20 protein-coding genes are annotated in these 24,139 nt (G+C 41.6%); 10 read left to right on the forward strand and 10 right to left on the reverse strand.

The annotated features are described in order from the left end of the window. Positions 1–38: 38 nt before the first annotated feature. Together AC1HJP_RS14120 and AC1HJP_RS14125 are read right to left on the reverse strand one after the other, a co-directional pair. A complete protein-coding gene (locus AC1HJP_RS14120; protein WP_480362383.1) occupies positions 39–1,280 on the reverse strand; it encodes a sensor histidine kinase in 1,242 nt (413 codons plus the stop codon). Further along, positions 1,280–1,966 (reverse strand): response regulator transcription factor, encoded by a 687-nt coding sequence (locus tag AC1HJP_RS14125; RefSeq protein ID WP_480362384.1) that lies wholly within the window; start codon positions 1,964–1,966, stop codon positions 1,280–1,282. Before AC1HJP_RS14125 ends, AC1HJP_RS14120 begins: the two co-directional genes overlap by 1 nt. Before the next feature lie 146 nt (positions 1,967–2,112). On the opposite strand from AC1HJP_RS14125, the gene AC1HJP_RS14130 reads away from it, so the two are divergent. Both AC1HJP_RS14130 and AC1HJP_RS14135 read left to right on the forward strand, forming a co-directional pair. Continuing rightward, complete coding sequence (locus tag AC1HJP_RS14130) at positions 2,113–3,186, forward strand: type 1 glutamine amidotransferase domain-containing protein (protein WP_480362385.1); 1,074 nt, start codon at positions 2,113–2,115, stop codon at positions 3,184–3,186. 98 nt (positions 3,187–3,284) lie between these two features. Beyond that, complete coding sequence (locus tag AC1HJP_RS14135) at positions 3,285–3,641, forward strand: RidA family protein (protein WP_058029098.1); 357 nt, start codon at positions 3,285–3,287, stop codon at positions 3,639–3,641. Between the two features lie 63 nt (positions 3,642–3,704). Here the strand turns inward: AC1HJP_RS14135 and AC1HJP_RS14140 are convergent, their stop codons facing one another. Continuing rightward, a complete protein-coding gene (locus AC1HJP_RS14140; protein WP_480362386.1) occupies positions 3,705–5,096 on the reverse strand; it encodes an aminotransferase-like domain-containing protein in 1,392 nt (463 codons plus the stop codon). 99 nt (positions 5,097–5,195) lie between these two features. Here AC1HJP_RS14140 and AC1HJP_RS14145 point away from each other — a divergent pair, with 99 nt between their 5' ends. Further along, positions 5,196–5,807, forward strand: coding sequence for a LysE family translocator (locus AC1HJP_RS14145; protein WP_480362387.1), 612 nt, complete (start codon positions 5,196–5,198; stop codon positions 5,805–5,807). Between the two features lie 6 nt (positions 5,808–5,813). Continuing rightward, positions 5,814–6,239 carry a GNAT family N-acetyltransferase gene (locus AC1HJP_RS14150; protein WP_480362388.1) on the forward strand — a complete coding sequence of 142 codons (426 nt, stop codon included), beginning with the start codon at positions 5,814–5,816 and terminating at the stop codon, positions 6,237–6,239. A 30-nt stretch (positions 6,240–6,269) separates the two neighbouring features. Here the strand turns inward: AC1HJP_RS14150 and AC1HJP_RS14155 are convergent, their stop codons facing one another. From AC1HJP_RS14155 to AC1HJP_RS14170, 4 genes are all read right to left on the reverse strand, one after another. After that, on the reverse strand, positions 6,270–8,222 hold the full coding sequence (locus AC1HJP_RS14155) for a methyl-accepting chemotaxis protein (protein WP_480362389.1): 1,953 nt from the start codon (positions 8,220–8,222) through the stop codon (positions 6,270–6,272). Between the two features lie 251 nt (positions 8,223–8,473). Further along, entirely contained in the window at positions 8,474–9,634 is a 1,161-nt protein-coding gene (locus tag AC1HJP_RS14160; RefSeq protein ID WP_480362390.1) for a DUF418 domain-containing protein, read from the reverse strand. 154 nt (positions 9,635–9,788) lie between these two features. Then, complete coding sequence (locus AC1HJP_RS14165; protein WP_480362391.1) at positions 9,789–12,935, reverse strand: efflux RND transporter permease subunit; 3,147 nt, start codon at positions 12,933–12,935, stop codon at positions 9,789–9,791. Next, positions 12,932–14,053, reverse strand: a complete 1,122-nt coding sequence (locus AC1HJP_RS14170; RefSeq protein WP_480362392.1) for an efflux RND transporter periplasmic adaptor subunit — start codon at positions 14,051–14,053, stop codon at positions 12,932–12,934. The genes AC1HJP_RS14165 and AC1HJP_RS14170 overlap by 4 nt, the downstream gene beginning before the upstream one ends. 132 nt (positions 14,054–14,185) lie before the next feature. Here AC1HJP_RS14170 and AC1HJP_RS14175 point away from each other — a divergent pair, with 132 nt between their 5' ends. From AC1HJP_RS14175 to AC1HJP_RS14185, 3 genes are all read left to right on the forward strand, one after another. Beyond that, the gene (locus AC1HJP_RS14175) at positions 14,186–14,575 is read left to right on the forward strand and encodes an MmcQ/YjbR family DNA-binding protein (RefSeq protein WP_480362393.1); all 390 of its coding nucleotides are present in this window, start codon (positions 14,186–14,188) and stop codon (positions 14,573–14,575) included. Between the two features lie 55 nt (positions 14,576–14,630). Beyond that, positions 14,631–16,091, forward strand: a complete 1,461-nt coding sequence (locus tag AC1HJP_RS14180) for a winged helix-turn-helix domain-containing protein (RefSeq protein WP_480362394.1) — start codon at positions 14,631–14,633, stop codon at positions 16,089–16,091. A gap of 94 nt (positions 16,092–16,185) precedes the next feature. Continuing rightward, positions 16,186–17,307, forward strand: a complete 1,122-nt coding sequence (locus AC1HJP_RS14185; RefSeq protein WP_480362395.1) for a DUF4405 domain-containing protein — start codon at positions 16,186–16,188, stop codon at positions 17,305–17,307. 60 nt (positions 17,308–17,367) lie between these two features. Here AC1HJP_RS14185 and AC1HJP_RS14190 read toward each other — a convergent pair whose 3' ends face one another. From AC1HJP_RS14190 to AC1HJP_RS14200, 3 genes are all read right to left on the reverse strand, one after another. Then, on the reverse strand, positions 17,368–18,015 hold the full coding sequence (locus tag AC1HJP_RS14190) for a hypothetical protein (protein ID WP_480362396.1): 648 nt from the start codon (positions 18,013–18,015) through the stop codon (positions 17,368–17,370). A 4-nt stretch (positions 18,016–18,019) separates the two neighbouring features. Continuing rightward, a complete protein-coding gene (locus tag AC1HJP_RS14195; RefSeq protein ID WP_480362397.1) occupies positions 18,020–18,508 on the reverse strand; it encodes an RNA polymerase sigma factor in 489 nt (162 codons plus the stop codon). A gap of 151 nt (positions 18,509–18,659) precedes the next feature. Then, entirely contained in the window at positions 18,660–19,268 is a 609-nt protein-coding gene (locus tag AC1HJP_RS14200) for a glutathione S-transferase family protein (RefSeq protein WP_480362398.1), read from the reverse strand. Between the two features lie 114 nt (positions 19,269–19,382). Between AC1HJP_RS14200 and AC1HJP_RS14205 the strand changes: the two genes are divergently transcribed. The 3 genes from AC1HJP_RS14205 (at position 19,383) to AC1HJP_RS14215 (ending at position 24,085) form a co-directional block, all read left to right on the forward strand. Further along, positions 19,383–20,264, forward strand: a complete 882-nt coding sequence (locus AC1HJP_RS14205) for a LysR family transcriptional regulator (RefSeq protein ID WP_480362399.1) — start codon at positions 19,383–19,385, stop codon at positions 20,262–20,264. A gap of 156 nt (positions 20,265–20,420) precedes the next feature. Continuing rightward, positions 20,421–21,344 carry an ABC transporter substrate-binding protein gene (locus AC1HJP_RS14210; RefSeq protein ID WP_480362400.1) on the forward strand — a complete coding sequence of 308 codons (924 nt, stop codon included), beginning with the start codon at positions 20,421–20,423 and terminating at the stop codon, positions 21,342–21,344. Between the two features lie 62 nt (positions 21,345–21,406). Next, positions 21,407–24,085 (forward strand): hybrid sensor histidine kinase/response regulator, encoded by a 2,679-nt coding sequence (locus tag AC1HJP_RS14215; RefSeq protein WP_480362401.1) that lies wholly within the window; start codon positions 21,407–21,409, stop codon positions 24,083–24,085. Positions 24,086–24,139: the final 54 nt, after the last annotated feature.

Raw genomic sequence — 24,139 nt, forward strand, 5'->3', positions numbered from 1 at the left:
ATATTTAAGCCGCGTAAATCGCGGCTTTTTTAATGGTACTATCTACTTTTTAAAATAATACAACTGCCCTTAGCAGAAGAGTCAACAGCTAAGTTCAAGCCATTCACCCCACATAAGCGCTCTACCAAAGACAAGCCAATGCCAAAGCCGCTGCTGTTTTTTGCTTTTACACCTTGCTGCTTAGCGTGTTGAAAATCAAAGCCACAGCCACTGTCTTTTATTTCAAACACACCGTTTCGGGCGTGAATTTTTATCCTGCCTTGCTCTGTATAGCGCACCGCATTTTGCACCAAATTTTCAATGATTATCTGCAAGCTTTGTGAGTCTGCATTTAATGTTGAACCCGGCTCTATCTCACACTCAATTTCGAGTTGCTTTGCGCTGATTTGCTCAGCGTAATTTAAAATACTTTGCTCAATGAGCGGCTCAACAAGTACCGACTGTTTAGTGAGTTGTGTTTCCCCCCGTGCAACGAGTAATAGACTCTCTACTGTCTTTTGCATATTCTCAGCTGCATTGTGAACACGCATAAATACGCCCCGCTGTTGAGTTGTGAGTTGCTTGTCTGCCTGTAGCAGCTCGCATGCACCTAAAATACTGGTGATCGGGGTTCTCAGCTCATGACTGGCATCTCGGGTAAACTGGAGCTCTCGCTCTACAAACTCAGACACTTCATTGAGTGCCTTTTCTAAACTATTAGCAAACGCACCGAGTTCGTTATTTGCAAACGGCGCAGCAAAGCCTTTTGGAAGGTGCTCAGGATCGCATGAATTAAGTAACTCACTGAGCTCGGTTAAGGGTTTTAAAGCGCGTTTAGAGAAGAAATATGCCAATAAGGCACTCAACAACAGCATGATTGCCGCCATGATACCTAACACAATAAGCGCAGGCTGCGTAAAGCCTCTCACAACCAATAGCTTACTCACTTCTGACACCAACAGCGCATCATCAAATTTTAATCGTTCAATATGATAGTGCAGGCCATTATCGCCAAATATCTCTTTCTCTTTGGGATACTGCTCAAGTGAGCGTTGGATTTTTTCGGGCAATGCTTGTCGGTTGTTATAAACCCTAAAATAATTTTTGCTGGGTGAACTATACTGCCCTGTTTCCTCGTAACTTTGCTCTAATCGATTCCGCTCTTCCATAACTTCGCGGTGGATAAATACATCTTCAACCGTGAACATAAAAATAAAGCTCATACCGACAAACAGGCCTGAGTTGATCAGGGTAAATAGCCCAAAATAGGCAACAAAGCGGCTTTTTATGGTGCGAAACATTAACTTTCTACCTTAAAAGCAAAGCCAACACCGTGCAAAGTCGCCAACATATCATAGGTAAACGGTTTATCGAGTTGCTTACGAATTTGATAAATATGCGAGCGAAGCGCATCTGACTCTGGCGGCTCTGCCCCCCATACCTTAGTCACCAGGTCACTGCGACTTAAAGGTTTTGGATGAGACTCAGCAATAGCCAATAAGATTTGATAATGTAAGTTCGATAAGGAGATGACATTTTGAGCACGTTCAACAGCTTGAGTCTGTCGGTTGATTTTCAGCTCGCCAATTTCGAGTACATGATCTGTCGCAACCCGATGGCGCATTGATAGAGCTTCAATGCGAACCAATAGCTCTGCCAGTGCGAAGGGTTTTGTCAGATAATCATCGGCACCTTGCTTAAAACCACTGAGCTTATCATCTAATGTGTCGCGTGCTGTCAGCATAATAATAGGAATATGACGGGTACTTTGTGCCCTTAACTGCAGGCAAACCTGTAAGCCATCAAGACCGGGTAACATGACATCTAATACGATGACATCAAAATAGCTATTAAGCGCCAGTTCAAGCCCTTGCGTGCCACTATAAGCAAAATCAACTTCATGACCTTGTGCCATCAAGTAATCCCCTATGTTGGCAGCAATATCAGTTTCATCCTCGACCACTAAAATTGATAATGCAGATGCCATATCTATTCCATTCTTATTCTTTTCAACCTAATGCGATACCTCGAGTATGCCATGACACACCGTGAAGGTAATGTGAAATTCACTTTCACATCGTTTTCACACCTAAGTCTCTAAGCTCATTGCATCTCATTAAAGGAGCAATTGATATGGTTAAGAAAATACTTTTAAGTTTATTGGCTGTTGTTTTAGTTCTTGTAGCTGCCGGATACTGGGCGTACAACCTAATAGACAGAGACGCTTTTAAGCATGACTTCAAAAATACTCAAAGGGCAGATCTGCCTTACATTACAGAGAATGTGCCTGAGCACAGAGGCAAAATATTAGCGGTGGTTACCAGCCACAGTGAACTTGGTAATACAGGCAAAACCGTTGGCTATGAATTAACTGAGTTGTCACGAGCATATTATGTATTTGAGGCCAATGGTTTTAGTGTCGATATCGCCAGCCCGCAAGGCGGCAAGCCACCACAAGTGCTTGATGGCGACGATATGAATCAATACGACTATGCGTTTTTAAACGATGCAGCGGCAAGTAAAAAGCTTGAACACACCTTTAAACTAAGTGAAGTAAATCCAGATGACTATCAAGCAGTGTATTTTGTCGGTGGTAAAGGCACCATGTTCGACTTTGTTGATAACCCTGATATCACTCGTCTTGTTGAGCATTTTTACAATAATAACAAGGCCATTGCCGCAGTTTGTCATGGACCTGCAGCCCTGATAGGCGCTAAGAACAGTCAAGGCGATTATATTGTTGCCAATAAAACCATCACTGCCTTTACCAACGATGAAGAATTACTGCTTATTCCAAATGCGCCAGAAGTTTTTGGTCAATTGCTACAAGATACACTAACCGAGCAAGGTGCAAAATTCAGTGAAGGCGCGATGTACCTTGATAATGTAAAAGTCGATGGCAACTTAATTACGGGGCAAAACCCTTGGTCTGTCTGGACTATGGCAGAAGCCACAATTAAGCAGTTAGGCTACACGCCAAAAACGCGCGAGATCACTGCAGAGGAGCACGCCGTCACCATTATGAACACATATCATCAGCATGGTTCTGAGCAAGCACTTGCCGTTGCAAAGTCTTTACTAAAAAAACAACAGCCGTACATGCGTAACCTAGTGTTTATACATTCGCTCATGGCATTTATGCAGTTTGATGTGATTGAAGGGGTAAGCCTATTGGTATTCGTACAGCAGTTGAAAAACTTAACCTGAACTCAGATTAACTAAAGTTTTTTGGCCGTATAGACTGCTTTTTACCGTAATAGTTTGTACACTTGCAGCATCAAAATTATCGACAAAAGAGAATCGTCATGACAATTGAGCGCAAGCACACAAAACAACGTATGAGCCGTATTGTGGTTCACAACAACACAGTTTATCTATGCGGCCAAGTATGTGCTGATGCCACACAAGGTATTAAAGAGCAAACGCAAACCATGCTAGACAAGGTTGATGCCCTACTTCTAGAAGCAGGCTCTGATCGCGAACATATGTTAAGTGCTACGGTATACATCAAAGATATGCAATATTTCGCCGAGATGAATGAAGTGTGGGATGCATGGGTACCTGAAGGCCACGCTCCTGCTCGCGCATGTGTTGAAGCTGCGATGGCGCGCCCTGAATTACTTGTTGAGGTATCAGTGGTTGCTGCGGTTAAAAACGCTTAACCTGTTAATCGTTCAAATGAGCAAAAATCTTTGTTTTTGCTCATTTAATTTTTCTAAATTCACTTAAATCACAATATTTGATGGACGCTTCAGTTGCTCAAAAACGTCATCAACGCGTTTTACACCTAAATCAAATTCTGCACGACTACTTGGCCCACCAATAGTAAAGCGTAAACCATTTAAAGTACTATCTGGCGGCTGTTTAGGGTTTTCAAACACGTCTAATGTACGCACTTCGACTTTGTTGGCTTTTAATTGCCCCGCCAAAGCATGCATATTCAATTCACTTGCCAATGGAATAAATACATTGAGCCCAGCAAATACCGCCGTCATATGATGTTTCTCGAAAATGGCTTTGAGCGCAGCGATACGATAGCGAATTTCATCAGCCAGTTTATCTTGGTTATAAGCAAACTCTTTGCTTTTTAGCGAGCGCATCAAAAGCTCGAAGTTCATCATAGACACCGCCCAACACTGGCTGTGAATTTGTTTTAATAAGGTTTGCTGCCACAGTACAGGCGCGAGCACATAGCCGGCTCGCAAGCCACCTGCAAAATACTTAGAAAAGCTCGCAATATAAAACACTCTATCAGGAGCTTGCTGCCAAAGCGGTAAGCGCCAATTACCCGGCAAGCAGTAATTCACATCATCTTCAAGAATAAAGAAGTTATAACGGCGACTCAGTGCTAACAGTTGCTGTAACTTCTCATCGCTATAGCGTACATTCGTCGGGTTTTGGCAGTTTGGGGTAATGTAAATGGCTTTCACCGAATGAGTTTTACATGCTTGCTCGAGTGCTTCTAAATCTAAGCCATCCTGCTGCACAGCAATACCCAAGGTATTTAAATTAAGCGCATCACAAGCATGATAAAAACCGGGATAACAAAGGCTTTCATGCACCACAAAATCATTGGGCTGACACACAGCAGCTAAACTTGCGTAAATCCCCTGCTGCGCCCCTTGGCAAAAAATCACCTCATGTTGCTCACATTCAAATCCTTTTTGCTGTAACCAGTTCTTAAAAAAGCGCTGATGATGTGGCAAACCGTTAAGCTTGTAAGTCATTAGCTCCTCTAACTCTACTGGATCATTGGCAAGAGATTGCATAGCTTTAGCCAACACTTGTTGCTGCCCCATCATAGGCTGCATGCTGGAAGCAAAATCTGTTTCAGAGGCAAACTCACTGACTTGCTCTTTGACCGCGACAAAAGTGCCCGCACCAAGTCGGGCTGTCACAACCGCCCTTTGCTCTAACAAAGCATAGGCCCGTGTCACCGTACCATGGGTGATCGACAGAAAATCAGCGAGCTGTCTCTGTGGCGGCAATTTCTGCCCAAAGAACAGTGCTTCTTCAGCGATCGCCTGTTCAATTAACTGTGCCAAAGCGCGGTACTTTGGATGAGCTTGCGAAAGTGTATTAAACCTATCTAGATCTGGCTGCCAAATTGTATTCATAACAATAAAATCATTGCTGCTTTTTAAGCATTATGACAATTAATAAGGCAAGTACAAAACAATTAATTGTATCAACACAATTTTCAGGAGTGTTTTACTATGAGTGCCGAGTTGCTTACTTTAATACCTGCCCTTATTTTATTTTGTTTCGCTGCTGCTTTTACACCGGGACCTAATAATATTCTACTGACTTATTCAGGCGCTAACTTTGGTGTTAAGCGCTCACTAAATCATGTCATTGGTATTCGCGTCGGCATGACCGCAATCCATATCATTATGCTATTTGGCTTAGGAAGTTTGTTCTTAGCCTTACCTGTGCTTCATGCCACTTTGCAAGTAGTGGCATCACTGTATATCGTTTATCTTGCGGTAAAAATTGCTCGCACCAGCACGCTTAAAAAGCAAGATTCGCTGCTTGTCGAGCCGATGAGTATTAAACAAGCGGCGCTGTTTCAAATCGTTAATCCCAAATCACTGACCATGATCATCTCAGTCTGTAGTGCACTGACCTTACCCGGCGACTTGTATTGGCACTCTGCCATTATGGGCTTAATCATTTTTAATATTGTCGGGATCTGCTGCGCGTTATTTTGGGTGACGACAGGCAAGTACATAAGCAAGTACTTACAATCACCTCAGAGTCTAAAGCGATTTAACCTGTTCATGGCGCTTTTATTACTTGGCTGTTTACCCTTAATCTTTATTGCATAGGAGGCGATGATGCAATTAGTTCACCAATTGACCCCATTACAATTTAAGAGCGTATTTAGTTTTTTGTCAGAGCGTAGCTATTGGAGTAAAGGCATAGACGAAACGCGACTAAAAAAGGCGATAGATCATTCTTTGTGTTTTGCGCTAGTTGATAGCAAGCAACTACTGGCTTTTTGCCGTGTAGTCACAGATCACGCTACCTTTGCCAATTTATTAGATGTGTTTGTACTTGAGCCCTATCGCGGCCAAGGATTAGGTAAGAAGCTGATTGATGCGGTAATGACTCATCCTGAGCTGCAAGGGTTAAGACGTTTTACGTTAGCCACCAAAGACGCCCATAGTTTGTATCAGCAATTCGGTTTTAGTGAATTAGCCAACCCAGACATTGCCATGGAGAAATATGTGGCTAACATCTACAGCCACTCACTTTAGATCATAAAATGAGTGGCTAAGTATAAGGATTTACTGCACTTTAAAGCTGCCAACAAGGGTGTATAGACCTTTACTCGAACTTGCGAGCTGAGTTTGGCAACTCGCAATTTCAGTACTGCCCTTAATTTGTTGCTCTACGGTTTGCTCTAATGAATGTAACACCTGATCGAGCTCTGCACTTGTTTGAGCCTGAGCACTCACCTGATCAGTGATCTCACCATTGGCGCTCACACATAAACCCACTTGCTGGGATATATCCGCAAAAGCAGAATTCAATTTATCTGAGTGTGACTCAAAAGTCTGCAATTGCTCGGTTGCATGCTGCATCATAGTCGATGCAGTTTCTGAGCTAGTTTGCAATTGCTCAATAATGGCTTGAATTTGATTGGTCGATGACTCACTGCGCGCAGCCAGTTGTCTTACTTCATCCGCAACCACGGCAAAACCACGACCATTTTCGCCCGCCCTAGCGGCCTCAATAGCTGCATTTAATGCCAGTAAATTAGTTTGCTCTGCCACAGATTTGATCACATTAAGCACTTCACTGATGTTATCCGACTCGTCTCTCAATTGACTCATCACACTATTCGCTTGCGAGAATTGTTCAGCAACAACAGCTAATTCTTGTTGATTATCTTTGATCATCAACTGCCCTTGGGCTGCCATATCATTGGCGGCACTAACCGCCTGCTGGGCATTATTGGCTTGTGACTGAATACTTTGTGCTGATGTAGCTAGTTCGCTCACTGCGCTCGCTGTAGTTTGCATGCTCTGCAACATAGTACGATTCATTTTGTCTGACTCTTGCGTTAAGCCATCAACATAGTTAATAGCCGCATCTAACTCTTGAGTCGATACCACAATTTGCTGCACCATCTCTTGTAAATGTGCAATGATTTGATTCACTGCCAAACCTACTCGAGCGGTTTCATCTTGCCCTTTCACTTCAATACGCTTGGTTAAGTCACCGTTGCCTGCCGCTATTTGCTCTAGAGCAAGTTGCACTAAAGTCAAAGGCTGACACAGTTTTTTGGTGATCACGCCAACTAGCACACTTAATATCACCATCAATAAAACTGACAGAGCAATTAACTGATAAACCGCCTGATTAACAGGTTCGTTCACCACTTGCTTTGGTACCAATAATGCCAAGTGCCAGCCCAAGTCGAACTCATCACTTTGCACTTTTAAAGTCGCTGCATAATAAGCCGTATCGTTATAAATAAGCGCCTGCAAAGTATCGGAGCGGGTATTGAAAAGATTTCTGAAGCCGGAATGATGTGCGCTGTTATCAAATTCCACAATTGATTGACTAAGTTTAAAGTTATGCTCCCCCGAAAAGTGGATCAAGCGCCCTTTAGCATCGGCTAATAGCGCAACGCCCTCACCTTGAAAGTTAAGCTTATCTACAAATTGACTAATGCTTGGTAGTAAAATATCCGCCCCACCGACGCCGAAAAACTCCCCCTGATGCACTACTGGAAAGTTTATTGCCGCATAATTCTGTTTAAACTCAGGATGTAGCAAAACCTCTGAGATCACGGTGTTTTGCGTACGCTTTATATCTTCCCACCAAGGGCGACCATATACCGAATAACCGTCTTTAGTGTATATGCCTTTTTCAAACATATATTCGCCAGTGAATGCAGAGCCAAAGAAAATCGATAACACCTCTTTGTCTGCCGAAGACTGCGCTGTCAATGCCGCGTTTAAATGCACTACATTGCTGTCTAGCTCTCCTTGCATTTGCCTTGCTTTGATTGCAGCAAGATTACTGGGCGCGCGAAATAAAGTATGCAGTGCAGTGATTTTGTTTTCAAAGAATTGCTCTATTTGCTCAGCACTGGCCTGCATTTGCGTATTAATTTGAGACTGCACCTGTGCACTTCTTTGTTCAGCTAAATAATTAGCAAGCGCAATCGTAACGAGCAAAAAGATCGCAAATATAGTGATAAAAATAGCAATAACGAGCTTTCGACTCATCGATTTAGCAGAATTAAATGACAGCATAATGACAAAAGATAATAACCTGTTAAAAATTGTATAATATATACATTTAAAATAAATAAAACAGGCTAAAAAAGGAACATATGATATCTATCTATTTTTAAATAAGATCTTTTTTGAAAAAATTGCAATAGAGATGATTGGAAGTGTATACAAAGAATAGAAATTGAGCAGGCCAGTTTTATTTTTAACGAAACTGATAGCCTGCTCTAATACGCTCTACCTTACTATGCTAATGCCTCAGCTCGTTTAGCCTGCTTCTTTGCGAAGCTTGCCAAATACGCTTTTCGCCACAAGGCTTCAAGCGGGCCTTGCTTGAATTGACGAAGATACCAATTAGCAAAAGCAAGCTGGAAAAGGATCATTCCCACAGCCATTGCTAAATAATCGGTCATCGACGCAGTTAAGTGAACCTCAGGGAAAACCCAACGAAGTAGAATTGCTAAAACGACCGATTGCATAATGTAAAGCGTAAACGCCATACGCCCTGGCGCTTTGAAGACTTCTATCCAACGGTGGTTGTTTTTAAGTAAGTAGATCACACCATGAATATAAAGAATTGACATAAAAATAGCTGAGATGCTCGCCAGCAAAGAGCTCACTTCACTGCCTACACTAAAGTAGCTCAAACGCATAAAAATATCTAAACCAGTTAAAGCGGCTGCAACCAATGCAATGGTTTTAAATTGGCTTGCTGTTAAACCTCGTTTGAAAAAGCCGCTGCGATAGAAATAAATACCCAAAAGCATTAAACCAGCGACTTGCCAAAACACCCATAATGGAGAGCTAATCACTAAGAATGCTGCAACTATGGCTTGTATTGTCACTTGATAACCATAATTACCCATCCAGCTGTTATATTCTTCCAAGAACGCCTCAGAACCACGCACCATCTCAGGCTCTAAACCTAAACCTGCGGCTAAAGAGGCCAATATACTAAATAGTACATTTATAACGGTCCCGATAATCAACCACTTCTTAGCTTTACGAAACAGATCACGGGTAGGTAATGTGAGCTTTTTAATGATAAACAATGCACACACTGCATACAGAAGTAAAATGTCACCGCCAAAAATAAATACGCCGTGAATGATACCGAAAATCATCAACCAATTAAGGCGAGATTTTAAGAAGTCTTGATAATTAAGCCCTTTCTTTTCGCAGCTTTTCATTTGAATGGCTAAACCAGCACCAAATAAGATACAGAACAGCGTTCTAAAGCGTCCATCAGCAAAAATAGCATTGAAGGTATCGACCCAAATATCGCTTTGAGGTGTGATGTCAAAAGGCACATAGCCCATACTCATAATGCCATGAAAGTAAATATTCATAAGCAATATGCCTAATATGGCAATGCCACGTAAAACATCAATAGATTGAATTCGCATGTTTTCCCTTACAAATTAGATATACCTAGTACCATCATATCGCTTAGCGCCTAAAATGGCACAGCTAAGTTGTAAAGATTTGTCAAAGATATAGAAACAAAAAACGCCCGAATATCAATAACACGGGCGTTTTCTAATTTTCTATATATGCCTTTTAACTTTCTTTTTTGTATTTACTCTTATCATCAAGAATAGCGACTAAAAATGCTGGTAAAAAGCTAATACTAAGCAGGGTCGAAACCAAAATACCGCTTAATACTATGATACCCACACCACGATATAGCTCAGTACCTTCACCTGGGATCAACACCAAAGGTGCTAAACCAAAGAGAGTGGTCGCCGTAGACATTAAGATGGGCTTAATGCGCTTTTCAACGGCTTTTCTAACTGCTTCAACCACAGGTAAACCATTATCGATAATAAAACGACGGGTTTGGTCAACAATCAAAATCGGGTTGTTCACCACAGTTCCAAGCAAGATTAAGAATCCTAACATGGTGATCATATCAAACGGTTGATGGAAGGTTTGCATACCTAAACTCGCAAGCCCAGAGTTTAAGCCATTCACCATCACAAGACCCAGTAAGCCACCCGCCATTCCTAGCGGCACAGTCGCTAAAATGAATAACGGATAACGCCAATGGGTGAATATCGCCACTAACAGTAAATAGCTCAGCACCAATGCAATCATAAAGTTACCAGATAAAGATGCTTTGGTTGCTTCGAGCTGATCGGCAGCACCGCTAATACTCACTTTAATGCCTTGGGCAATTTTGCCCTGCTGCCAAAGTGTTGGCAGTAGCTCGGTGCGTACCCTCTCTTCTGCAACTTCTAATGCCACATCTCTAGGCGGAATAATGTAAACCGTCACAGTTCGGTTACCGTCAACACGCCTTACTGAGTTACTGTTTTTGCTTTCAACCAAGTCAGCCAGTGCATTCAGCGGTAAGACTTCATCTTGTGGCGTCACAATTGGCATACTTTCAAGCTGCTCTAGCGTTTGTTTAGCACCTGCGCCACTGAATAAGAAAATATCCACTTTGTCGTCGTTTAAGATAAACTCATCAACAAACGCCCCATCACTCATTGCTGCTACGGCATAACCGAAGTCTCGACTGCTGATCCCAAGCTCCGCCAAACGATGCCAACGAGGCTGTATTTCTATCAAAGGTTGATCAAGGGTTAACGAGCCCGGGTTAGAATTGATCTGTGGGTTATCAAACACTTGATTTGCTTGCTCATAAACAGCTCCTGCTGCGCGATATAAGTCTTCAATGTCATTACCAGCAATGTCTACCGCAACGGCACGCGTACCACCATCATTACTAGAAATAATCGAACCGCGCGCCGAGAACGCCCGCATACCTTCATAACTTCTAAACTTGGTAGTGATGGCATCCATCATCTCATTGATATGAGCAGGATCGACTGGCGCACTTAAAAACCAAATACGACCAATTGATACTGACATTGAATAGTAAGCAAGTGGTGGCATATCTGTTTCACCATTGGCAAAAGCGGCACCATCCGCTTTTACGTGATCAGCAAAATAGGTTCTTAGTTCACTGCCAATGCGCTCCATTTCAGATAGGTTGTAATTAGGTGGGGCAATCATCATAGAGAAGGCTTTTGGCTCTTCCCCTTCTGGTAGATATTCGGCTGCTGGCATCAGGGTATAAGCAGCACCTAAAATCACTACAATAAATGACGCAGAGGCAATACGTGCTCGTTGTTTTGATTGAGTAAAGAATCTTGCGCATTTCAGCCAAACTTGACCGTAGGCCTTGCTGTGCTTAGCGCTTTCGCTAGCAACTTCTTGCTTATCTAAACGCGCTAAAGCAACTGGAACCACAAAAATGGCCACCAGCATTGAGGCAATAATTGCACCACAGATGGCAATCGCAATGTCTGAATACAGCTGCCCGGCTTCTTGTTGCACAAACAAGATGGGCGCAAATACCAGTACGGTTGTCGCAGTAGAAGCCAGTACAGCTGGCCAAACTTCTTTTACACCGCTAATGGCGGCTTGGCGCTTTCCTTTACCTTGTTTTTTGGCTTGAAAAATCGATTCAAGCACTACGATGGTGTTATCAACCGTCATACCAATCGCAAAAGCCACCCCCGCTAAAGAAATCACATTGATGGTGCGACCAAAACTCATTAAAGCTAAAAACGCAGCAATGGTACAAATCGGAATACCCAACACACCAATTAAGGTAGCGCGCCCTGAACGTAAGAAAAAATACATGACCAAAGTTGCCAGCAAGCCACCGAGGATCAAGTTAAACCACACATTTTCGAGAGAGCTTCTTACATACTGCACGTCATCACTCATAAGCGTCAGGCTCAAGCCGTTTTGTTTAAGCAACTGCTGATTTAATTCTTCAACAATTGGCAACATGTCGTCTTTAATCGCCAAAACATTGGAGCCACTTTCGCGACGTACCGACAGGCTCAATGTACGCTCACCTACATTATAAGACAGACTGCGTGTCTCAAAGTGATCTAAAGTCACCGTTGCCACATCTTTGAGGTAAATATTGGCGTTGTTTTCACTGCGAATAATCAGGTTTTCAAGTTCTGTAAGCTGCTCAAAGCGCCCAACTACGCGCAATAAATATCGGCTAGTGCCGCTTTCAATATCACCTGCAGAGGCATCTCGGTTACGATTACGAATGGCATTTCGAAGTTCACTTAAGCTGATGCCACGTTGAGCAAGTTGCTCAGCATCGACCTTTATTTGAATTTGTCTTTGCGCACCACCGCCCACTCTCACTTCAGACACACCAGAAACGCTTTCCATTCGCGGTCGAATAAAGTCTTCGGCAAAATCTCTTAATAAATCAACATCCAGATTAAGCGGGTTACCCGGCAGCGGTTTAAGCACAAAATACATAAATGCATTGCCCGAGAAAGAACTCGAAAACAACCTCGGTTGGTCAACGTTTTCGGGGTAACTCGGCACCTGACTTAAGGCATTATTTACCCGAATAAGCGCATCATTGGCATCGACCCCAAACGGAAATTCCAACTCAATTTCAGCACTGCCCATTCGCGCATAAGACACCATACGCTTTAAATTTGGTAAGCTTCTTAAATAGCGCTCTTGTTCAATTAAGATTTCTTTTTCAACATCTTGGGGGGTTGCGCCCGCCCAGCCTGTTTGCACAGTAATAGTACGCACTTCTAAATCAGGGATCATCTGCACGGGAATGTTTAACGCGCCAACCAACCCCAGAATACAACTGATTAATACAACTACGGTGACAAGCACACCGCGTTTGACTGCACCTTCAATCATAGGGCGTTACCTGCAACGCTTTTCACCGACACTTTTGCACCGCTTTGCAATAACTCAACACCCGCTTTGATGTATTGATGCGAGGCTGATGCCCCTTTTACTGCCACTCGTTCAGCTTGCTGCTGTATCACTTCAACAAATACGCGCTCAGCAGTATTGTTATTGACGGCAAAAATACTATAGCCACCATCTGGGTGGCGCTTTAAAGCAGACTTAGGTAACCACACCTGCGCATTGTCAGTGGTTGGTAATTGAACGGTCACTTGTGCCGAGCTGCCCATCACAAGACCACTATTTTCAGGTACTGTCACGAATACCTTAAAGGTACGATTTGTCTTATTTACTGAGGCAATAACACGCTCAACTTGGCTATTTATCACTGCCTTTTTATTATACTGATTGTGGATATTTGCTTGGATTGTATTTGCTTGCGATAACTGAGCAAAATATTGCTGAGGCGCGGCAAGCTCAATACGTAATTTATCATTTGAGATGAGGTTAAATACTTTGTCTTGCGTACCAATCCACTCGCCCACATCCACCATACGGTCTATAACCACGCCCGCAAATGGCGCTTTAATGTGATGACGAGTTAATAACTCTTGTTGTAGTGCAAGCTTGGCCTTAGCATTTTTTAGCTCGGCGTCTGCTTTACTGATATTGGCTTGTCGCTCAGCCAGTAACGTTTGTGCAACTAATTGGCGCTTTGACAGAGCTTTTAACTCTTGATGTAAACGCTGCGCTTCTTGTAATGCCACCTCAGCAATATTGAGCTCGGCGCTGGCTTGCTCAAATTGCAACTGCGCCAAGGTATCATCTAAAGAAAGTAGCAGTTGATCTCGTGTGACCACATCGCCCGCTTCAACATGAATGTTAGCCACAACACCTGATTGTTGACTCGCCAATTGCGCATTATGTACTGCACTGACCGACCCCGTTAATGTTAACCCAGCATCGACTGCTCGCTCGGGATAAACCACATCTACTTCAATCGACTCAGCTTTTACCGAATCACTATAAAAACCGACTGCCACCATGGTTACAAACCAAAGCACCGACAACTGCACACAACGCATAGCAAACCTCAAATGATAATTATTAGCAGTAATGTAATTCATTCTTATCCAATACTCAGCAATTTTGCGATAAGACTCTAATTATTATCTATTAACCTACAACTAGTTATGTCAAATTAATGTCTAAACGAACTGAGTTTTGATTTAATACTATTAAAGGGTTAACACTAGACGATGGATCACCTTCAAGCACATGAATATTTAATCTCCAAGCCCGAGACTACCGTTAGCCAACCTTTCGGTGAGGGAGTCGATGTCTATAAAGTGAAAGGAAAAATGTTCGCGACTTTATCACTGGGAAAGATGGGCAAAGGCGCTGAAGAAAACCCACATTGGTGGATGAATCTTAAGTGTGACCCCGATGAAGCTCATATATTAAGGGACATTTTCGATGCCGTTATCCCCGGCTATCACATGAATAAAAGACTTTGGAACACCATCATACTCGACGGCTCTATTCCACAAGGCGAAATAGAGCGCATGATAGATAACTCGTTTTTGTTAGTGGTCGAGAAAATGCCGAAGAAAGCACAAACTTCGATTTTATTGCAACTGTCACTTTGATTAAAACGCCTGTTCCATTAAGGTAACAGGCTCCATATGCTTAAAAGTGCTTATTGTGCAGTATCAAACATCAAATTACATTATTGACAGCAATGCCTTAACCGTTAAAACCTGTAATGGTGAAACGTTGACAATTCGTCCTAAAACTTGTCAGCTTTTACTTTTATTAATTCGTAATGCTGGTCAACCGGTAAATAAGCAAACGATTTTAGATGATGTATGGGGCGACTCAGTTGTTGCTGAGCAAGTCGTTTTCCAGTCAATCAATGAACTTCGACAGCTCTTTCAAAATGAAGATGTAATTAAGACTATTCCAAAACAAGGCTATGTTTGGCTCCCAACGGTGACAGAAAAGACCCCTAAGCAATCGTCACTCAATAGAAAAGCTGCATTTTTAACTGTTGCCTTATGTGCTTTTCTTTCCACTTTGTTTTTTGCGCTCACATCATTAAATCAAGCACCCAATGAACAGAGCAAGGTTCAAGGCTCTATTGTTATTTTGCCAACACAAAATCAAATTGAAGGGAACGATCACAGCTGGATTCGTTTAGGGTTAATGGACCAGGTCATACAGCGTTTACCCAATAATCAAGAGCATGGTGTATTACAGACCGATTATGTGCTGGAAGTGCTAGAGCGAGCAGGGGCGCCTTTGAATAATGCTCAACCTGAGCATATTAAACAGATATTTACCGTCTCTGGCGCTGTTCTGGTTGTCTCGTCAAAACTCTCCGGCTCACCGCATGATTATCAATTGAGTTATGCTCTGCATTATAAGAACACTCAACAAAAAGGCGTGCTATTTGGTCGTAACATTCAAGACGTGATCGATGAATTTAGCGATAAAGTGGCAGAGCAATTAGGCGAAGAAAGCTCCCTACAAGCCAACAACTATCATGCCGACTTTAATCATGAGATGTTAGGGGTGGCCATCGATCTAAAGCTTGAAGAAAACCACCTAGCTGCAAAACCTCTGCTTGAGAGTATCATAGCAAATGATCCTGAAAACCTGACTGCACAAAGAATTTTAGTCAGTACGCTATTTGCCCTAAAAGACTACTCTGCAGTAAAAAAACACCTGATGTTGGCTATTCCACTCGCGCAAAAGCTCAATGATAAAAATGAGTTAAGTCGCTTACATTATCTTAATGCCATTCACGCCATTATTGAGGGAGATGACGAACTAGCTAAACCAAGAGTTGAGCAAGCTTTGCAAGTAGCCCAAAGCAATAATGATTGGCTATTTATGGCCTACTCGAAAGATTTGTTGGCACGAATTGCTCAGCACCAAGGTGAATACGAATTAGCTAAAACGTATTACCTCGAAGCAAAAAAACATCACCAAGTTTTACGCTGCCCTGTTGGTGAAAGCAGTGTTTGGGCAAGCCTTGCTCTACTTGCCAAAAAGCAAAACAAACTCGATGAGTTCAACACTGCATTAAACAAAGCCAAGCAGATAGCTAAGAGTCGAGCGCTTACAAATCAACTAAAATACTTAAACACTCTAAATTATTAACAATAAAATCAATAACCTTAGATAATTTTAGAAAGCTTTAGTGGCTTTTATTACCTCATGTAAGCGACAAAGAGGTAATTCAAAAGGAGTCACTATGTCATTTTTTAATGCCCGAGTATTTATCGGCACCCTACTGTTTTTAGCCTTCATTGTGATGTTGGTTACCTCTGTATTACTTTACAGCCAACAGCACAGTGCAATAGTTGCGCTTATTCATACTCTAATAGGTGCAGCCATGATTTTGGTCGTCGTATGGCACTTATTTAAAAATTCAAAGCCCCTCTTTGCTTATTTAAACCCATTAAAGAAACATATGGGCAAAGTCAGTTTTGCCATGCCACTGGCCGTTTTATTGGTAGGTTATTTGTTGGCGTCACCCTTTTTCGCCCTACCACCTGCAATGCAAGCTTACACTTGGGGGCAAACCCTAAAAGCCGCAGATAAAGCCGACCAAGATAAAGAGCTAAAATATGTCGAACGTGTTATTACACCAGCAGAGGCAAGCGGACAAACGATTACCTTAGAGCTTAAAAAGGGCCCTTACTTTATGTGGCCACAGTATGCGTTTTGGTTAGAAACCTTAGACGGTGAATTTGTTCAGCCGCTCTATGTCACAGAGAAAATCGCCACTAATAATTTCACCAATAAAGTCTCTAAAGTAAACCCTGAACAAGTATTCAATGAACATTTACTGATCGGCGAAAATGCAATTGGTAGAGAGGCATTAACCGGTGGTGAAGATGCAAAATCAAAAGATACCCGCATGCGCCCAGAATCACTGCCAGTGTTTTTACATCAACTAGGTGTGCAAGCCAGTAATGGCTTCTACCTGCCAACCGATAATAAACTGGTTGTAGACGGCTTTAGTGGTGCAACCATGACAGATAATTTCATTTACTCAATTCAACTGCCGACCACTCTTACTGGCCAATACAGTATCCGTTTTGAGATAAACCATTCATTCGATTACAACACTTACTACAGTAGTGACCGATTCCCTGACGACCCTGTGTATTCAGGCGACGGCTATACAGCGCAACCCTCGCTTATTTATCAAGCCATCGTCGATTTTGACCAACCGAGTAAACTACAGCAAATGCAGCTTATCGGCCACGGTCACCATTCTGGTAAAGATGGCGATGTTCGAGCTGATCTCAGTAACTTCACCACCGCATTAGAGTTAGTTGACAGGATCTTAGTCTCTCACTCCCTATAACTGAAAAGCGCAGCCAACTGGCTGCGCAATCCGTTTATAATATTTAAGGTGCCGAGCACTTTACTGCTGTGCTTTTAAAGCGCGCATATCTGTGATTAATTCTTCCAGCTTTTTAAATTGTCTACCGTAAATGATGTCTAAGTCTAAACGATACAATGCTTCTGAGTATCGCACGACCAACAAAAACAGTACTGTGATAACCGCCCAAACATAACCTGGAATATCTAAAAATACATACTCTGTCGGATAATGCTTCAAAAGCAAAGCCATCACTTTATCACCTGCATTACTCGCTAGCCCTTGTGTCACCATACCGATGTAAAACAGCGGATAAAAAAATCGGTAGTATTTCGAGTAAGCATTTATTGAGTCTTTAAGCCAAGTATCAAAACTTTCTAAATACTCTAGACTGCTCTGCCCTTTCGATAAGTTATGCGATTTGGTGAGTTCTTTTCTCGCTATCAGCACAAGCGGTGCTAGCAATACACAGATATACACACCTAACCAAGGTGCACCGATTAAACTCATCACCACCAGCATGACTAAAGCCCCAATCACAATGGCTTTAATATTAACGGCAAACATATTTTGCAGTTTATCTACGATATTTTGCGACTTCCTATTATACAAGTCGTTCACTTTTGGTGCTGATAGCTCCCCCTCACTTACAAAACCTTGTTTCCACATTGCTTCAATAGACTTACTCATGTGTTCACTCCTGCGCCTGTATAAACTTGTTTAATCTTTCTTTAATACGCGTAATGCGTACGCCAATACTGTTTGTGTTAGCACCAATAATTTCGCCAATTTCAGCGTAAGATTTCTCTTCTAAATAAAGCAGGATCACCGCTCTATCTATCTCTGACAAATGCTTAATGGCGTTATAAAGCAGGTTAATATCATCAGAGCCAAATGCCTTGGCGTCGTCATGTACTTCATCAGGTAAAGCATCTGACACAAACTGCTGCTCGCCTTTTTTACGCTGTTTTAAATGGGTCAAACAAACATTTAAAGCCACCTTATAAATCCATGTTGACCATTTAGACTCAGCATTAAAATAGTCTCTACTGCGCCAAATTTGCAGGCACACCTCTTGGTAGTAATCTTCAAAATCTTCTTGGTTATGGGTGTATGCCCGACAAATTTTGATGATGATCCCCGCAAAAGGCAGTATTGATTGCTGATAAAAATCGCTTCCCATTCACCTCGTTCCATTTTGTATTTTTCTAGTTAGTTGCTAGCAGTTGGTATTTATTACAGCTTATGGGAAATTTTTTTTCGAAGGAAAGGTTTTGTAGAACTAATAAATCGCCAAGCCACTAAATCTAAAAGATGGCTTGGCTATAACAGGGCTAGAGTGATAATAATGTCGGTGAATTGGTCTGCGTTTGCTGTAAGCGTTGTTTGTAATCTTTTAACTCAGGAAAACGCTCAGCTAAATCGAAGCTCAACATTCTATCCCACCCTAGTATTACTGCGAGGTAATAATCAGCCAATGTTGGTAAGCAGCCCGCTAAAAATGGCTGTTGCTGAAGCTGCTGCTCAATCAATCCGAATAATTTCACTAACTCCTCTTCAGCATTAGCTTTTACCACCTCATGTTCATTGGCAAACCGCTCTGGCTGGAATACACGAGAAAAATGCCCATGTACCGTTGATGCAACAAAGTTTAACCACTTAAGTGCATCAGCGCCCTCAGCCGTTGCTAAGCCGGGGATCAAAGCAGCCTCAGGGTGCTTTTGCGATAAATGGATTAAGATCGCTTCACCTTGGGTTAAAATGTGCTCATCGGTTTTTAACACTGGCACTTTACCAAGTGGGTTTACTGCTAAAAACTGTTCACTAAATTGTTCATTCTGAAACAGGTCGATGATCTCAACATTATGCTCTACACCAATAATCTCTAGAGTAATTAACACGGCTGTAGAACAGGTAATAGGGCAATGATAAAGGGTATACATAATTCTTCCTTTTAATAAGTCGTTTAGCTTTAGGTTAATTTAGGATTAATTTACGACTTTTCTTGAGGAAAAAAATTACTACTTCTTGCATACCTTTTGTGCAAAAATGCACAGATGAACCTAGATGACGATTATCAATATATTCTTGCACTGGCTACTCATGGCAGCTTGTCGGCCGCGGCTAAACAGCTCAATGTGACGCACACAACGGTTGCCAGAAGAATTCAAGCATTTGAAACCCGGTTCAATGCGACCCTGTTTGAACGGGTTCCTAAAGGTTACCAATTAACTAAAATTGGCCGAGAAGTGCTGCCTGACATTGAAAGTTTGAAAAGCTTGCAAGGTCATATTGAGCGACGACTCGAAGGGCAAAACCAAAGCTTACAAGGAGAGGTAAGCATCGCCTTAACCCCTGAACTGGCGCATGATTACTTGCTTCCGCTACTTGATAAGTTTTATCAGAGCTTTCCACATATTCAGCTCAATTTAATGATGGGCACAAGTCAAAAAGACCTCAATGCCAGAGAAGCTGATATCGCGCTCAGGTTTACGCCTGAACCGACACAATCGGACTTAGTTGGCAAAAAACTGTTTGTATCTAATTGGGGCGTCTATGCCAGCGAGAGCTACTTAAAGCAGTCAAAAGAAGTCGATAACCTATTACTATGGCAGCTAGAATTTGATAAAGATTGGTATCAAGGCCACTTTGACAAAACTCAAATCATCGCTCGATTTGATAACTTAGCAGCATTGATTAGTGCAACAGATCAAGGATTAGGTATTGCCAAATTACCCTGTGGTTTGGCCGACCAATCTAAATACAAGAATTTGAGAAGACTCAATATCTCCTCGCCTCCATCTATTTGGAGTTTATGGCTGCTTTATCACTATGATTTGAAAGAAGCCGCCAAAATCATGGCTATTAAATCCTTTTTAATTGAACACTTTTCACAATTTAAACGAAGATTTTCAGGCGAAACAAGCCGTTATTATTAACGGCTTGAGCGATTAAAATTCTTCGCTCCAAACTAAAAGTCAATCCGTTCGCCTTGCCAGAGCCAGAAATTGGTCAATACTTAGGAATACTATTGCGCTATTCGACCCAAAGTTATGTGGCTACTCTCAAAAAAGATAATCCTCTTTGCTTCTCTATTGTTTCTCATATCTTGCAAAAACGACCCACCACAAACGTTACGTATCGCCATCAACCCTTGGCCGGGTTATGAAGTACTCCATTTAGCTCAAGAGAAAGGTTTTTTTGAACAAGTTGGACTTAATGTTGAGCTTGTCAGAGTTGCCTCATTAGCTGATACGCAAAGAGTTTATTTGAATAACAAGGTAGATGGCCTCACCAGCACCTTAATAGAAGCCATTCAGATTCAATCCTTTGCAGTAAGGCCGCTTACCATTGCGTTAATTACTGATTACTCGTTAGGCGGAGACGCAATTGTTGCTCACGAATCAATTACTAAAATTAAAGACTTAAAAGGCAAAACCATAGGTACTGAAGTATCTTCACTCGGTATTTATGTACTTCAAAGGGGCCTGCAAAAACATAATCTAAATTTAGATAACGTCACAATAAAAAATGTTGAGCAAATGTCTGGCATAAAGGAGATGAACAAAGGCGATATTTCGGCGTTCGTTACCTACCCTCCCATCTCAACGGAGTTATTAAAGAATCCCAATTACCATGTCATTTTTGACAGTAGCGAGATCCCAAAAGAAGTGGTTGATATTGTCAGCATCTCACAAAGTTACCTAAAACTGCACCCAAAAACATTAGAGAAGCTTTGGCAAGCTTGGCAGTTATCTTATGACTTTTTAAACACACACCGAGATGAAGCCTTGGCAATCATGGCGAAACATGAGGGTCTGACACTCGCAGAATTTTCAGAGGCTTTTGATAACCTTGAGATGCAAACAGGAGATACACAAGCAGAGTTAATTAATCAGGACTTTCTACATGAAGTAACTGAAAAAGTATGCCAAACCCTTTGGAGCATTAAATCAATCGATAAGCCATGTGGTTTTGTGCCAAGTATGTTTCATATGCCACTAGAACAAAGTAAATGATAAAAAACTCGCTTTATCTTAAATCGACCATACCTTTGCTTTTGCTTGGTATAAGCTCCTTTTTGCTTTTCACACGCTTTATTGCTGACGAATATCGATTACAACACGAGCGCTTTATTGATTCTTTGGTGGATAACGTGATCACCAGCATGAGTATCTCTGCAGAAGTCGATGCCTCTAGAGAAAATTTACAGCGCGTGCTTGCCGCATTATCGAGCAATAGCGCCATTCAAGATATTATGATCATTGCGCCTGAATCTCTTGATATTGTGGCATCTAAAAGACTATATATTCAAAAAAGAAGCTTACTTGACTCAGAAACACTAGGAAAGAAAGAGCTAGATGAGTTACTACAATATAAACACCAGTTAAATGACAAAGTTAGGGTGATTTATCACCATGATGAAAACTGGTATGCGTTGTCTTGGTTATACCTGGTTGACCCTGAAATAAGGAGATTACGCGCCTATTACTTTTGGATACATATAGACTCAACTCAACATGAAGAAAAGTTAAACCTGCAACTAGGCAGCTTCACGTTTAACTTTTTAATCATTATTTCTATTATGGTTGGCCTGTCGTTTTGGCTACTCAATTATTTTGTTACCAACCCCCTCACTAAAATTGGCGCGACCATTCGAAAAGGCCTACCCATCCCTAAAGAAATCATCAAACAACAAGGTGGCGATGTCATTGCGAGGGTTGCAACTTCTTATAATAAAGCCATTAAGCAAGCGCAAGAAAGAGCTGAGCAATTAGAAAAAACGCGTCACTACATTGATGGGATCACACAGCATGTTCCCGTACTCCTGACCTATGTCGATCGCGAACAAAAATACCGTTTTGCGAATAAACTCTACTGCCAGTTATTTAAGTTGAATGAACACGAAATCGTAGGAAACACCGTCAAATCGGTTCTACACGTTGATATTTATGACAGAATTCAAGATCACCTACTTAATGCTTTACAAGGCAATGAAACTGCATTTGAAATTGATGTCACAATTGGCGGCGTTAGAAAGTATCTGATCACCACCTACACCCCTGATTTTGCTCTTAATGGCGATGTTGAAGGGGTATTTGCCTGTATTGAGGATGTCACTGAGCTCAAAAATTCAGAAGAGCAATTGGCCAAGTACGCCTCAGATATGGAATTTAATAACTGGGCACTAGAAGAAGCCAAAGAACAAGCCGAGAATGCTTCAAAAGCCAAAGCTGACTTTTTAGCGACTATGAGTCATGAAATAAGAACGCCCATGAACGGCGTACTTGGTATGTTAGACTCTTTAAAAAGCACTCCATTAAACAAAGAACAAACTGAACAAGTGGATATCGCCAGCCGTAGTGCGCTTTCTTTAATGCGTATTATTAACGATATCTTAGACTTTTCTAAAATTGAATCTGGTAAATTAGAAATAGACATCAATGAGTTTGATGTCGTGAAGTTAATCAAAGAGACTGCGACTTCGTTTGCCAAGCAGACCCATGAAAAGAATATCGCACTCATTTTAGATATTGATGAAATAACTCTACCGATCATCTCTTCTGATTCTGTCAGAATAAAGCAAATACTCACTAATTTAATCGGGAATGCTGTCAAATTTACAGAGTCTGGTGAAATTATTGTCAAAGCTAAGTATGTATACTCGAAAGATCATCACGCACCCGAAATAAAACTCCAAGTATCAGATACAGGGATAGGCATACCCGAGGATAAATGTGACTTAATTTTCGAACATTTTTCACAGGCAGATACATCCACGACAAGACAATTTGGCGGAACAGGATTAGGGCTCAGTATAGTCAGTAAGCTTTGCGAGTTATTAGGCGGTGAAATAGCCGTAAAAAGTAAACTAGGGTTGGGCAGTACTTTTATCGTTACCTTGCCCCTCTCAAGTAAACACTCAGAGAATCAGCAATTACAGCATTCTATATTCCATGATTTAACAGCAAAACATTTCCACTTTGTGGACATTAATTCGAGCTTCTTAAATGTATGTGAGCGAACTTTAAGTAAGTTTGATATTGCCATGCATAAACATAAAAACATTACTTTGCTTGAAGAAGACATTAAAAAGCTCAATGAGGAGCAATTATCTTCACACTTTTATGTACTAAACTGGTCAACAGAATATGGCCATGATATCGACCGGTTTGTCTCTTCACACATCGCTAATACCGTCACCCTATTGCCTTTTAATATCTCGATTGATGGTCACTTTAAACAAGCTGATGTGCAACAAGTTAAATACTGTAAAGCCCCCTGTACTCTACTCGATATCGTGCATAAGCTAGTGCAAACCGAGGATAGTCATACCACTCAAAACTCGACTACTCAAACGAAAGATCAAGCAACCCTGTTTAAACATGTCCTCGTAGTGGAAGATATGCCAATTAACCAAATCGTCGTTACACAGATGCTAAACGGTGCCGTCGAACAACTTGATTTTGCAAATAATGGTCTAGAAGCGCTCACTAAATTAAAAGAGCATGAAGATAACTACTATGAGTTAGTCTTGATGGACTGTTTAATGCCCGTGATGGATGGCTACGAGGCAACACGAAGAATTAGAAAACGCGAAGCGGGTGAGAACAATCAATATATTCCAATTATCGCCATGACAGCTAACGCCATGAACGGCGACAAAGAAAAGTGTTTTGACGCGGGCATGGACGAATATATTAGTAAGCCACTGATCAAAGAGGACCTTATCGCATTATTAGAACGATTTTCTCTTTAGTGTTTGATTGAGCTGAAACTAAAAAGTCTTTATCATCAAGTTTCTCGGTTGTTA

This window comes from Pseudoalteromonas sp. NFXS53 (genome assembly GCF_056629255.1).